Source organism: Dactylosporangium sp. NPDC000244 (assembly GCF_040300725.1).
In the GTDB taxonomy this organism is placed as follows: Bacteria; Actinomycetota; Actinomycetes; order Mycobacteriales; family Micromonosporaceae; genus Dactylosporangium.
Genome location: NZ_JBEPEH010000005.1, coordinates 96,573 through 108,866 on the forward strand (window position 1 = coordinate 96,573; position 12,294 = coordinate 108,866).

The window sequence follows — 12,294 nt, forward strand, 5'->3', positions numbered from 1 at the left end:
GGAGCCGCACGTGAGCCTGCTTTCGATCGACAACCTCTCCGTGGTCATCGGCGGCCGCGTCGCCGCGCTCAGCAACGTCTCGTTCACCGTCGACGCCGGCGAGGTCGTCGGGCTGGTCGGGGAGAGCGGCGGCGGCAAGAGCATGGTCGGCCGGGCGATCGTCGGCATGCTGCCGACCGGCACGGTGGCGACCGGCCGGGTCGGCTTCGACGGCGTCGACGTGCTGACCATGTCCGCCGAGCGGCTGGCCCACCACCGCGGCCACGGCGCGGCGATGTGCTTCCAGAACCCGCGCGGCGCGCTCAGCCCGACCCGCACCGCGGGCCGGCAGCTGGTCGACCGGCTCCGGACCCATCAGGACATGGACGGCGAGCGGGCCCGCGAGTCGGCGCTGGAGCTGTTCGAGGCCGTCGGCATCCGCAGCGCCCGCCGCCGCCTCGGCGCCTACCCGCACGAGCTGTCCGGCGGCATGGCCCAGCGGGTGATGATCTCGCTCGCCACCGGGTGCGCGCCGCGCCTGCTCATCGCCGACGAGCCGACCACGGGCCTCGACGTCACGCTGACCGCCGAGATCCTGCGCCAGTTCCGCCACGCCGCCGACACCGACGGCCGCGGCGTGCTGCTGATCTCCCACGACATCAACGCGATCGCGGCCGTCTGCGACCGCATCGTGGTCCTCTACGCCGGCACCGTCGCCGAGACCGGCCCCGCCCGCCAGGTGCTGACCGCCCCGGCGCACCCGTACACCCGGGCGCTGCTGCGCTCGGTGCCCGACCTCGACGGCCGGCCCGTGGTGGTGACGCCCGGCGCGATGCCGCTGCTGCGCGAGGCGCCGGCCGCGTGCCCCTTCGCGCCGCGCTGCGCGCACGCCGAGGACGACTGCCGGGCTGACCGTCCGCAGCTGACGGAGCAGGGCCGGCAGTGGACAGCGGCCTGCTTCCACCCGCTGCACGACGCCGTCGAGGCGGGGCAGGCAACCGACGTCACGGTCGGCGCCCCCGCGCGGCGGGCCGCGACGACCGCGGACGCCGAGCCTGTGCTCGTCGTGGACGACGCGCACGTGGTCTACAAGAGCCGGTTCGGCCGCGGCGGGCACCACGCGCTGCGCGGGGTCAGCCTCACCGTCGCCAAGGGCGAGCGGATCGGCGTCGTCGGCGAGAGCGGGTGCGGCAAGTCCACCCTCGCCCGGCTCATCGTGGGGCTCGCCAAGCCGACCGGCGGCCGCGTCACGGCCGCCCGCAGCTCGCTGGTCTTCCAGGACCCGATCGGCTCGCTCAGCCCGCGCCGCAGCGTCGAGGACGCGATCGGCGAACCGCTGCGCGCGCTCGGCATCTCGGCCGCGGAGCGGGCCGCCCGGGCGGCCGCCGTGCTCGACCGGATGGAGCTGGACCGCTCGATCCTCGCCCGCCGGCCGCACGAGCTCAGCGGAGGGCAGGCGCAGCGGGTCGGCATCGCCCGCGCGCTCGTCGCCGAGCCGGACCTGATCGTCTTCGACGAGCCGACGTCCGCGCTGGACGTGACCGTGCAGGCGCAGATCCTCGCGGTGATCGACGAGGTCGCCGCGGACCGCTCGCACGGCTCGGTGTTCATCTCGCACGACCTCGCCACCGTCCGCGGGTTCGCCGACCGGGTCGTCGTGCTCTACCTCGGCCGGATCGTCGAGGAGGGGCCGGTCGAGGAGGTCTTCGCGCGGCCACGGCACCCCTACACGCGGGCTTTGCTGTCGCGCGGTGTGGCCCTGGTCCGTGACCTGGAAGAGGCCGACGCGGCGACCGGGTGCGCGCTCGCGGCCCGGTGCCCGTTCGTCACCGACCGGTGCCGCGGCGAGGACCAGCAGTTGCAGCAGTACGGGGAGAGCCGGGCCGCCTGCTGGCGGGTGCCGGAGATTGGGGAGTTGCTGTGAGCCTCAGGCTGGCCGTCGACATCGGCGGTACGTTCGTCGACGCGATGGAGCTGGACACCCGGACCAACGAGGTACGGTTCCGCAAGGCGTCGACGACCCCGGCCCGCCCGGCCGACGGCGTGCTCGCCGCGGTGGCCGCGCTCGGCACGGATCTGTCCGATGTGGAGCTGTTCATCCACGGCACCACGCTGGGCCTCAACGCGGTGCTGGAGCGCCGCGGCGCGGCGACCGGCATCATCACCAACGAGGGCTTCCGGGACGTCTTCCTGATCGGGCGTGGCAACGTGCCGTCCGACCACATGTACGACTTTCAGTACGAGCGCCCGGCGAGCCTCGTGAAGCGCCGGCACACGGCCGGGGTGCGGGGGCGGCTGGACTACAAGGGCCGCGTGGTCGAGGAGCTCGACGCCGGTTCGGTGCTGGCCGCCGCCCGCGAGCTGGTCGAGGTGCAGGGCGTGCGGTCGATCGCCATCTGCTTCCTGCACGCGTTCCTCGACCCGACGCACGAGCGCGCCGCGGCGGCCCTCATCCGCGAGCGGTACCCCGACGTCAGCCTCTCCCTGTCGACCGACATCGCGCGGGAGTACCGCGAGTACGAGCGCACCAGCACCACCGTGCTGGAGGCGTACATCCGCCCGATCTTCGAGCGCTACGTCGACGAGCTGGAGCGAGGGCTGGCCGACGGCGGCTTCGCCGGGCGCTTCCTCATCATGCGCTCCGGCGGCGGCTCGATGACCAGCGAGGCGGCCAAGCGCTCGCCGACCCACACCGTCCTCAGTGGACCGGCCGGCGGCATCGTCGGCGCCGCCTACCTCGCCGGCGCGCTGGGCCGCGACAGCCTCCTCACCTTCGACATCGGGGGCACGTCGCTCGACGCCTGCGTCATCGAGCAGGGCAGCGCGGTCGCCGCCCACGAGGCGCAGCTGGAGCACTTCCCGCTGCTGATCCCGACGTACGACATCCGCACCATCGGCGCGGGCGGCGGCTCGATCGCCTGGCTCGACCGGGGCCTGCTCAAGGTCGGCCCGCAGAGCGCGGGCGCCGACCCCGGCCCGGTCTGCTACGGCCGCGGCGGCACCCGCCCGACGGTCACCGACGCGGCCGTCGCGCTCGGCTACGTCGACCCCGACCGGTTCCTCGGCGGTGAGATGGGACTGCAGGCCGACGCGGCCCGCAAGGCCCTCGACGAGCAGGTGGCCGGGCCGCTCGGGCTGCCGGTCGAGGCGGCGGCCGCGGGCATCTTCGACGTGCTGCTCGCGCGCACCGTCGGCGCGGTCCGCCAGATCACCGTCGAGCGCGGCCGCGACCCGCGGCAGTTCTCGCTGCTCGCCTTCGGCGGCGCCGGGCCGCTGCTGGCGCCGCTGCTCGCCCGGGAGATGGGCATCGCGGAGGTCATCGTGCCGTTCGCGCCGTCGGGCTTCTCGGCGTGGGGCATGCTCAGCGCCGACATCGAGGACAACTTCAGCCGCACCCTGATGACCCCGCTCGACGAGGTCGAGCCGGCCGCCGTCGAGGCGACCTTCGCCGAGGTCGAGGCCGAGGCGCTGGCCTCGCTGAGCGCGCAGGGCGTGCCCGCGGAGCTGGCGGTCCTGCAGCGGCAGCTCGAACTGCGCTACCTCGGGCAGGAGCACAGCCTCACGGTCACGGTCGGTCGCGACACCCTCGACGCCGACGGCGTGCGGGCCGCCTTCCAGGAGCTGCACACCGCCCGGTACGGCCACGCGATGGCCAACCGCCTGCAGATCCTGAACCTACGGCTGCGCGCGGTGGGCCGCACGGCGAGCCCGACGCTGCTCGAGCCGCCGCCGGGCGACGGCGATGCGGCCCGGGCCCTGATCGGGCGCCGGGACGCGTTCGATTTCGGCGCCCGCGCGGTCGTGCCGTTCGACGTCTACGACCGGGCCCTGCTCGCGCCGGGCGACGCGTTCGACGGTCCGGCGCTGGTCGACGAGGGCACGTCGACGACGGTGGTCCCGTCGGGCCAGCGGGTGTCGGTCGACGCGCACGGCTATCTCCTGGTGCGGGCGGCATGACCGGTTCGGAGCGAAGCGGAGAGGCCGGTCATCATGGATTCAGCTCGAAAGTCGTGCGGCCGGAGCGAAGCGGAGGGCGCATGACCCAGCTGGATGGTGCCACCGCCGAGGTTGTGCGCTCCTACCTGCTCGCCGCGGCCGAGGAGATGCGTGCGACGCTTATTCGTACCTCGTTCAACCCGGTCATCTACGAGGTCCACGACTTCGGGCTTTCGCTGTACGACGCCGACCTGCGCCTGGTGGCCGAGGCGACCGGGCTGACGTTCTTCCTCGGCGCCAACGACTTCTCGCTGCGCAAGGGCGTGGAGTACGTCGGCCGGGAGAACCTGCACCCGGGCGACGTCGTGCTGCTCAACTACCCGTACTGGAACGCCGCGCACGCCTACGACGCGACGCTGTTCGCCCCGGTGTTCGAGCCCGACGGGCCGCTGCTGGGCTTCCTGTGCGTCCGGGCGCACTGGATGGACCTCGGCGCCAAGGACCCGGGCTACGTGCTCGACTCCACCGACGTACACCAGGAAGGCATTCTCTTCCCGGGCACCAAGGTAGTGTCGCGCGGCGAGCCGGTCCGCGAGATCCACGAGCTGATCCGGTTCAACTCGCGCATGCCCGACGAGGTGATGGGCGACCTGCACGCCCAGATCGCCGCGCTGCGCACCGGCGAGCGCCGCTTGCTGGAGATCGTCGAGAAGTTCGGCCGGCCGACCGTCGAGGCGACGATCGAGCGGATGATCGCCGACGGTGCGGCCCGCACCCGCTCGGCCCTGGCCGCGCTGCCGCAGGGCTCCTGGAGCGCCGAGGACGTGCTCGACGACGACGGCATCACCGACGAGCCGATCCAGATGAAGGTGACCGTCACGATCGCCGATGACACGTTCACGGTCGACTTCGCCGGGTCGTCGCCTGCCGTGGCCGGGCCGGTCAACATGCCCTACGGTGCGACCGAGGCGATCTGCAAGGTCATCCTCAAGTCGCTGACATCGGCCGACCAGCCCTCCAACGCCGGCACCGTCGCGCCGCTGGTGGTGAAGGCTGAGCCGGGGACGCTGTTTCACGCCGTGTACCCGCAGCCGACGTTCACGCTGTGGACCGGCATCGTCGCGGTCGAGCTGATCCTCAAGGCGCTCGCCCAGGGCATGCCGGGCCAGCTACCGGCCTCCTCGGGCGGCGACGTGCCCGGGTTCATGATGGTCGGCATCCACCCCGACACCGGCGCGCTGTTCGCGGTCTCCAACAACGAGCCCGTCGGCTGGGGCGGCACGGCGCACCACGACGGCATGAACGCCGCCACCCACGTCTCCGGCAGCACCGGGCGGATCACGCCGATCGAGGTGATGGAGGCGAAGACCGGCATGTTCTTCGAGCGGATGGAGATCCGCGCCGACTCCGGCGGGGCGGGCCGGTTCCGCGGCGGGGCGGGCCTGCGCCGCGACATCCGCTTCGTCACGCCGGGGGAGTTCCTGTCGGTCATCAAGAAGACCAAGGCCCGGCCGTGGGCGCTTGCCGGCGGGCTGTCCCCGGAGGCGAACCGGGTGATCATCTTCCCGGGTACCGACCGGGAACAGTCGGTCAGCACCAAGCGCACCGTCGTCGCCGTCGGCGACCGGGTCACGCTGCTGAGCGCCGGTGGCGGCGGGCACGGCGACCCGCGCGAGCGCGACCCGGACCTGGTGCGCGAGGACGTCGCCGAGGGGTACGTGTCGGCGGAGCAGGCCCGTGAGGTCTACGGGGTCGAGGATGCCTGAGGTCGACGGCGCCACCGCCGAGGTGGTGCGCAGCTATCTCGTGGCCGCGGCCGAGGAGATGCGCGCCGCGCTCGTGCGCACCGCGTTCAACCCGGTCATCTACGAGGTCCACGACTTCGGCATCTCGATCTACGACGCCGATCTGCGCCTGGTCGCCGAGTCGACGGGTCTGTCGCGCTTCCTCGGCGCCAACGACTACTCGATCCGCAAGGGTGTGGAGTACGTCGGCCGGGACACGCTGCGGCCGGGCGACATCGTGCTGCTCAACTACCCGTACTGGAACGCCGCGCACGCCTACGACGCGACGCTGTTCGCGCCCGTGTTCGTCGACGACGCGCTCGTGGCCTTCCTCTGCGTCCGGGCCCACTGGATGGACCTCGGCGCCAAGGACCCCGGCTACGTGCTCGACTCCACCGACGTACACCAGGAGGGTCTGCTGTTCCCGGGCACCCGCGTGTTCGCGGGCGGCGAGCCGGTCCGGGAGATCCTCGAGCTGATCCGCTTCAACTCGCGCATGCCCGACGCGGTGCTCGGCGACCTGCACGCCCAGGTGGCGTGCCTGCGCACCGGCGAGCGGCGGGTCGCCGAGCTGTTCGCCACCTACGGCCGGGAAACCGTGGGCGCGGTGGTCGACGCCGTCGTCGCCGCCGCCGAGGCGTCCGCCCGCGAGGCCGTCGACGCCCTGCCGCAGGGCTCGTGGACGGCCGAGGACTGGCTCGACGACGACGGGATCACCGACGACCCGATCCTGATGCGGGTCACCGTGACGATCGCCGGCGGCACGTTCACCGTCGATTTCGCCGACTCGTCGCCGGCCGTGCCGGGCCCGGTCAACCTGCCCCTCGGCGCGACGATCGCCACCTGCCGGGTGGCGTTCAAGGCGATCACCACGCCGACCGAGCAGACCAACGCGGGCCACTTCGCGCCGCTGGTCGTGCGGGCCGAGCCGGGCACCCTCTTCCACGCCGTCTACCCGGCCGCGACGTTCACCCAATGGACCGGCACCGTCGCGCTGGAGCTGATCTACAAGGCGCTGGCGCAGGGCATGGGCGGCCGGCTGCCGGCCTCGTCGGGCGGTGACGTGCCCGGGTTCATGATGGTCGGCGTCCACCCCGACACCGGCGCGCTGTTCGCGGTGTCCAACAACGAGCCGGTCGGCTGGGGCGGGACGCCCGGTCACGACGGCATCGGGCCGGCCAACCACCCGTGTCAGACCCAGGCCCGGATCACGCCGGTCGAGGTGCTCGAGGCGAAGACCGGCATGTTCTTCGAGCGGATGGAGATCCGCACCGACTCGGGCGGGGCCGGCCGGTTCCGCGGCGGACCGGGGCTGCGCCGGGACATCCGGTTCGTGACCCCGGGCGAGTTCCTGTCGGTGATCAAGAAGACGAAGTCCCGGCCGTGGGCGATCGACGGCGGCGCGGCCCCCGAGGCCAACCGCGTCGTGATCTTCCCCGGCACCGCGCGGGAGCGCGCCGTGAGCACCAGGCGCACGACCGTCGCGGCCGGCGACCGGGTGACGGTGCTGACCGCCGGCGGCGGGGGACACGGTGACCCCGCCCTGCGCCATCCGGACGCGGTCCGCGAGGACGTGGCCGACGGCTACGTCTCCGCCGAGGCCGCCCGCACGATCTACGGAGTGGAACCTTGAGCCTGCTGCTGGAGAACTGCACGGTCGTCGACGCGCGCATCGAGCCGGTCGAGGACGCCGCCGTCCTGGTGGTCGGCGAGCGGATCGCCGCCGTCGGCCCCCGCGAGCGGGTGCTGGCCGAGGCCGGCGGCGACGCGACCCGCATCGACCTCGACGGCGCCTGGATCACCCCGGGCCTGGCCAACATGCACACCCACCTGTCGCTCACCCTGCCGGGCGCCGCCGGTGACCGGCTCAAGCAGATGGGCCCGCACGAGCTCGCGCTCTACATGGCCGACGGCGCCCGCCGTACCCTCCACTGTGGAGTGACGACGGTCCGCTGCGTCGCCGAGAAGGACCATGCCGACTTCGCGCTGCGCCGCTCGATCGAGGCCGGCCGCACGCCCGGACCACGGATCTTCACCGCCGGCCGCGCCCTGGTGTGCACCGGCGGGCACGGCCACGAGAGCAGCGACACCCTCGAGTGCGACGGCGTCGACGGGTTCCGGCGCGGGGTACGCGAGCAGGTCAAGGCCGGCGCGGACCTGATCAAGGTGATGATCTCCGGTGGCATCGCCGGCCAGCACGAGTCGATCGACACCCGCCAGCTGCACCCCGACGAGCTGGCGGCGGTCCTGAAGACCGCGCACGACTGGGGGCGGCGGGTCACGGCCCACGCCGGGCCGGCGCCGGTCATCACGGAGGCGGTCGAGCTGGGCCTCGACTGTGTCGAGCACGGCTACGAGCTGACCGCGGAACTGGCCGCACTCATGGCCGAGCGCGGCACCGCCCTCGTGCCGACCCTGCTCGTCACCCGGTGCAAGGCGTTCTTCGACGAGCTGGGCGTCCCGGAGTGGATGCAGCGGCGGTCGCTGGGCGCGGGCGAGCGGCACCTCAAGAGCTACGAGCTCGCCGTCGACGCCGGGGTGGAGGTGCTGCTGGGCAGCGACATGCCGCCGTTCTGGGCGTTCGAGGGCACCAACGCGACCGTCCGCGAGCTGGAGCACATGTCGGCCGTCGTCGGGCCGCAGCGGGCGCTCTACGCCGGCACGCTCGGGCCGGTGCGCTGGCTGCGGGCCGAGCAGGACCTGGGCACGGTCGAGCCGGGCAAGCTGGCCGACCTGATCGCGATGGACCGGGACCCGGCCGCGGACACCTCGGCGTTCCGCGGCGTGCGATGGGTGATGAAGGGGGGCGCCGTGGTGCGCGACGACCGGGCCGGGGTGCGGCCGTGACCGCCGGCGTGGAGATCGCCGCCGCGATCGACGACATGTATGCCGCGTTCCTCGCCGGCGACCGGGCCCGCTTCGACGCCCACCTCGACGCGGATGTCACCACCTGGGAGACGCACCTGCCGGGGCCGCTGCGCACCCGGGCCGAGCTGGACGAGTACCGCGACAGCCGCGACGCCGCCGGCCGGCGTCCGGTGCTGGCCGAGATGGTCGCCCGCGCGAAGCGCATCGACGTGTGGGGCGACGTCGGCGTGGCCCGCTACGAGCTGTACTGCCGCGGCGAGGACGACGCGTCCGTCACCCGCGTCACCGACGTGCTGCGCCGCACCGGCGACGGCTGGCTGATCGTCCACCACCACGCCGAGCTGGTGCGGCCGTGAAACGCCTCGTCGCCCACCGCGACGGCGAGCCGCTCGACGTGCTCGTCGTCGCCGACGTGCCGGACGACCCGGAGCCCGGCCCGGGCCTGGTCACCGTCGCGGTCGAGGCGGTCGGCCTCAACTTCCTCGACGTGATGCTGTGCCGCGGGACGTACCCGGTGCGGCCGGACCCTCCGGTCACCCCCGGGGTCGAGTTCAGCGGGCAGGTCCTGACCGGGCCCGACGCCGGCCGCGCGGTGATCGGGTGCCCGGCGCTGCCGCACGGCGCCCTCGGCGAGACCGTCACCATCGACGCCGGCTTGCTCGTGCCGCGGCCGGCCGCGCTCGACCCGGTGATCGCCGCGGGCATTCCGGTGACGTACCAGACCGCCTGGTTCAGCCTGGAGCGCGCCGGAGTGTCCGCAGGGGACACCGTGCTGGTGCACGCCGGGGCCGGCGGGGTCGGGATCGCGGCCACCCAGCTCGCGGTCGCCCGCGGCGCGCGGGTGATCTGCACCGCCGGCGGCCCGGCGAAGACCGAGGCGTGCCGCGCCAACGGCGCCGACGTCGCGATCGACTACCACACCGAGGACTTCGTCCGGGCCGTCGACGCCGCCACCGGCGGCGCCGGGGCCGACGTCGTGATCGACCCCGTCGGCGGGGACGTGTTCACCCGCTCGCTGGACTGCCTCGCCTTCGAGGGGCGCATCGTCGCCGTCGGCGCCGCGGCCGGGCCGCCACCCGCCGTCGACCCGATGCGCCTCGTCGCCCGCAACGCCACCCTCGTCGGCCTGTCGTGGGGCTCGGCCTACCCGTGGCGCCGGCCGGACGAGGTCGCCGCCGCCTACGCGGCGCTGTTCGCGCTGTACGCCTCGGGCGCCGTCCGGCCGCCGGTCAACCGGGTCGAGCCGCTGGAGGGGGCGCCGGCGGCGCTGCAGGACCTGGCGGCCGGGCGTACCACCGGCAAGATCGTCGTCCGCATCGGAGGGTGAGGCATGTCCCAGGACAACGACATGGAGATCTACGACCTCAAAGTCACCGTCGAGCGCATCGAGGGCCGCTCGGTCTGCGGGATGGCGGTCGGTGACTGCTTCGAGCTGGAGCGCAGCGCCCATCTGCGGCTGCCCGACGGCAAGCACTTCTGCGTGTACGCCCTGGCGGCCGTCCTGCCGTTCCTGGCGGCCAAGCAGCGCGCGTTGCCGGCCGGTGACTGGCTGGAGCGCGACACCCTGTTCTGCTGCCCCGATCCGGAGGAGCGCCTGGTGATGCGGGTCGAGCGCACCCGCCTGCGCGGGATGCGATCGGCGGATCTCACGTGAGTGCCCCGGCGCGGGTCGAGGTCGGTCTGGGCATCCAGAGCGACAAGCGGCCCGGCGACTACGCCCGCCTCGCCCGGGCGGCCGAGGCGCACGGCTTCGACGTGCTGACCGTCTTCGGCGACCTCATGTTCCAGCCGCCGATCTTCCCGCTGCTGGAGATGGCCGGCGCCACCTCCCGCGTCCGGCTCGGCGCCGCCTGCCTCAACCCGTACTCCATGGCGCCCTACGAGATCGCCGGGCAGGTCGCCGCGCTCGACCTCGCATCGGCCGGCCGCGCCTACCTCGGGCTGGCCCGTGGCACCTGGCTCGGCGCGGTCGGGATCGACCAGCGCCGGCCGATCGCCGCGCTCGGCGAGGCGGCCGAGGTCGTCTACCGCCTCCTCGGCGGCCGGACCGACGGCTTCGACGGCCGGGTGTTCCAGCTGGCGCCGGGCGCCGCCCTGCGCTATCCGGTGCAGCGCCCCGACCCGCCGCTGCTGATCGGCGCCTGGGGCCCGCAGGGCGCGGCGCTCGCCGGCCGGATCGCGGCCGAGATCAAGGTGGGCGGCAGCGCCAACCCGGCGATGGTCGGCGTCGTGCGCGAGCGGCTGCGGGCGGGCGCCGAACCGGCCGGCCGGTCGGTGGACGAGGTGCGGATCGTGCTCGGCGCGGTGACCGTGGTCGACCGCGACGGGGCCGCCGCCCGGGCCAAGGCCCGCACCGAGGTCGCGATGTATCTCGCGGTCGTCGCCGAGCTCGACCCGACCGCGGGTGTACCGGCGGATCTCGTGCGTCGCGTCGCCGACCTGGTCGACCGGGGTGAGGACGAGGCCGCCGGCCGGCTCGTGCCCGACGACGTGCTCGACCTCTTCGCGTTCTCCGGCACGCCGGAGCAGGTCGCCGCGCAGGCGCAGGCGTTGATCGACGCCGGCGTCGGGCGGGTGGAGTTCGGCACGCCGCACGGGCTGACCGACGAGGGCGGCGTGGACCTGCTCGGCGGCGCGGTGCTGCCCCTGCTGCGCCGGGAGGCGGCGTGAACGTCGATGTGATCGTGGGACCGGGTCTGGTCGCCGACCTCGATTTGGTGCGCGAGCTGGCCGAGGCCGAGTTCGCCGGGCTCGGGGTGGACGGCGCCGTCCGCGAGGCGCATGACCTCGCGCCGGCGTTGGAGGAGACGACCGGCGCCGTCGTCGTGCTGCCCGGGCCAACGGCACCGGCCCGGCGGCTGATGACGGCGCCGGGCGCCCACGCCGCGCGGACCGTGTGGCTCGACCTCACCGCGACCGGGTCGCAACCCGTCGCGCCCGGGTCGGAGCATCACCAGGGCCGTGAGATCTGGGGTGTCACCTGGGCCGTGCGGCGGGCGGTGCACCGGCTGCGGCGCCCGGCCCGGCGGATCGCCTACGGGTCCGGCCCGGAGCAGTGGGGCGAGCTGCGGCTGCCCGCCGGCACCGGGCCGGCGCCCGTCGCGGTGCTGCTGCACGGCGGCTTCTGGCGGTCGGTCTGGGGCGCCGACCTCATGGATGCGATGGCGATCGATCTGGCCGACCGCGGATTCGCCGCCTGGAACCTCGAGTACCGGCGCCCGGACCGTCACGGCTGGGCGGCGACGACGGCGGACGTCGCCGCGGGCCTCGCTTTCGCGGAGGCCGCCGACCCCCGGGTCGATCCGTCGCGGCTGGTGCTGTTCGGTCACTCGGCCGGCGGGCAGCTCGCGGTGCGGGCGGCGGCCGACGCGCCCGGTGCGGTGTCGGTGGTCGTGTCGCAGGCGGGCGTCCTCGACCTTGCCGAGGGCGAGCGGCGCGGGATCGGTACCGGCGCGGTCGCCGCGGCGCTGCGCGGCGACGAGGCCGCGCTGGCGGCGGCGGACCCGCTGCTGCGGCTGCCGCTGGGCGTGCCGGTGGTCGTGGTTCAGGGCCGTGGCGACGGCCTGGATCTCGTCGACATGTCCCGCCGCTATGCCCGGGCCGCGCTGGCGGCCGGCGACCGCGTGGTCCGGCTGGAGCTGCCCGCCGACCACTTCGACGTGATCGACCCGCGCACGCCGGCCTGGGCGGCGACGATGGACGCGGTCAACGAAATTTTGATGTGAGA

At 74.2% G+C, this 12,294-nt stretch carries 10 protein-coding genes; all 10 read left to right on the forward strand.

What is annotated here, in order from left to right; translation table 11 throughout:
- The first annotated feature begins 10 nt into the window (after nt 1-10).
- The 10 genes from ABT369_RS08890 to ABT369_RS08935 all read left to right on the forward strand — a co-directional run bounded on the left by ABT369_RS08890 (nt 11) and on the right by ABT369_RS08935 (nt 12,292).
- Nucleotides 11-1,903 carry a dipeptide ABC transporter ATP-binding protein gene (locus ABT369_RS08890; RefSeq protein ID WP_350611143.1) on the forward strand — a complete coding sequence of 631 codons (1,893 nt, stop codon included), beginning with the start codon at nt 11-13 and terminating at the stop codon, nt 1,901-1,903.
- Nucleotides 1,900-3,936 (forward strand): hydantoinase/oxoprolinase family protein, encoded by a 2,037-nt coding sequence (locus ABT369_RS08895; RefSeq protein ID WP_350611144.1) that lies wholly within the window; start codon nt 1,900-1,902, stop codon nt 3,934-3,936. The genes ABT369_RS08890 and ABT369_RS08895 overlap by 4 nt, the downstream gene beginning before the upstream one ends.
- 80 nt (nt 3,937-4,016) lie before the next feature.
- On the forward strand, nt 4,017-5,681 hold the full coding sequence (locus ABT369_RS08900) for a hydantoinase B/oxoprolinase family protein (RefSeq protein ID WP_350611145.1): 1,665 nt from the start codon (nt 4,017-4,019) through the stop codon (nt 5,679-5,681).
- Nucleotides 5,674-7,332 (forward strand): hydantoinase B/oxoprolinase family protein, encoded by a 1,659-nt coding sequence (locus ABT369_RS08905; RefSeq protein WP_350611146.1) that lies wholly within the window; start codon nt 5,674-5,676, stop codon nt 7,330-7,332. Before ABT369_RS08900 ends, ABT369_RS08905 begins: the two co-directional genes overlap by 8 nt.
- A complete protein-coding gene (locus tag ABT369_RS08910; RefSeq protein ID WP_350611147.1) occupies nt 7,329-8,546 on the forward strand; it encodes an amidohydrolase family protein in 1,218 nt (405 codons plus the stop codon). Before ABT369_RS08905 ends, ABT369_RS08910 begins: the two co-directional genes overlap by 4 nt.
- A complete protein-coding gene (locus ABT369_RS08915; RefSeq protein WP_350611148.1) occupies nt 8,543-8,923 on the forward strand; it encodes a nuclear transport factor 2 family protein in 381 nt (126 codons plus the stop codon). Before ABT369_RS08910 ends, ABT369_RS08915 begins: the two co-directional genes overlap by 4 nt.
- On the forward strand, nt 8,920-9,894 hold the full coding sequence (locus ABT369_RS08920) for an NADPH:quinone oxidoreductase family protein (protein ID WP_350611149.1): 975 nt from the start codon (nt 8,920-8,922) through the stop codon (nt 9,892-9,894). Before ABT369_RS08915 ends, ABT369_RS08920 begins: the two co-directional genes overlap by 4 nt.
- Nucleotides 9,895-9,897: 3 nt before the next feature.
- On the forward strand, nt 9,898-10,221 hold the full coding sequence (locus ABT369_RS08925; protein ID WP_350611150.1) for a TIGR04076 family protein: 324 nt from the start codon (nt 9,898-9,900) through the stop codon (nt 10,219-10,221).
- Nucleotides 10,218-11,237: an LLM class flavin-dependent oxidoreductase gene (locus tag ABT369_RS08930; RefSeq protein WP_350611151.1), complete on the forward strand. Its 1,020-nt coding sequence runs from the start codon at nt 10,218-10,220 to the stop codon at nt 11,235-11,237. The genes ABT369_RS08925 and ABT369_RS08930 overlap by 4 nt, the downstream gene beginning before the upstream one ends.
- Nucleotides 11,234-12,292 carry an alpha/beta hydrolase family protein gene (locus ABT369_RS08935; RefSeq protein WP_350611152.1) on the forward strand — a complete coding sequence of 353 codons (1,059 nt, stop codon included), beginning with the start codon at nt 11,234-11,236 and terminating at the stop codon, nt 12,290-12,292. Before ABT369_RS08930 ends, ABT369_RS08935 begins: the two co-directional genes overlap by 4 nt.
- The last annotated feature ends 2 nt before the right edge of the window (nt 12,293-12,294 follow it).

Coding starts and splice junctions, on each gene's coding strand:
- ABT369_RS08900 (WP_350611145.1), top strand. CDS start 4,017: ATGACCCAGCTGGATGGTGCCACCGCCGAGGTTGTGCGCTCCTACCTG.
- ABT369_RS08905 (WP_350611146.1), top strand. CDS start 5,674: ATGCCTGAGGTCGACGGCGCCACCGCCGAGGTGGTGCGCAGCTATCTC.
- ABT369_RS08925 (WP_350611150.1), top strand. CDS start 9,898: ATGTCCCAGGACAACGACATGGAGATCTACGACCTCAAAGTCACCGTC.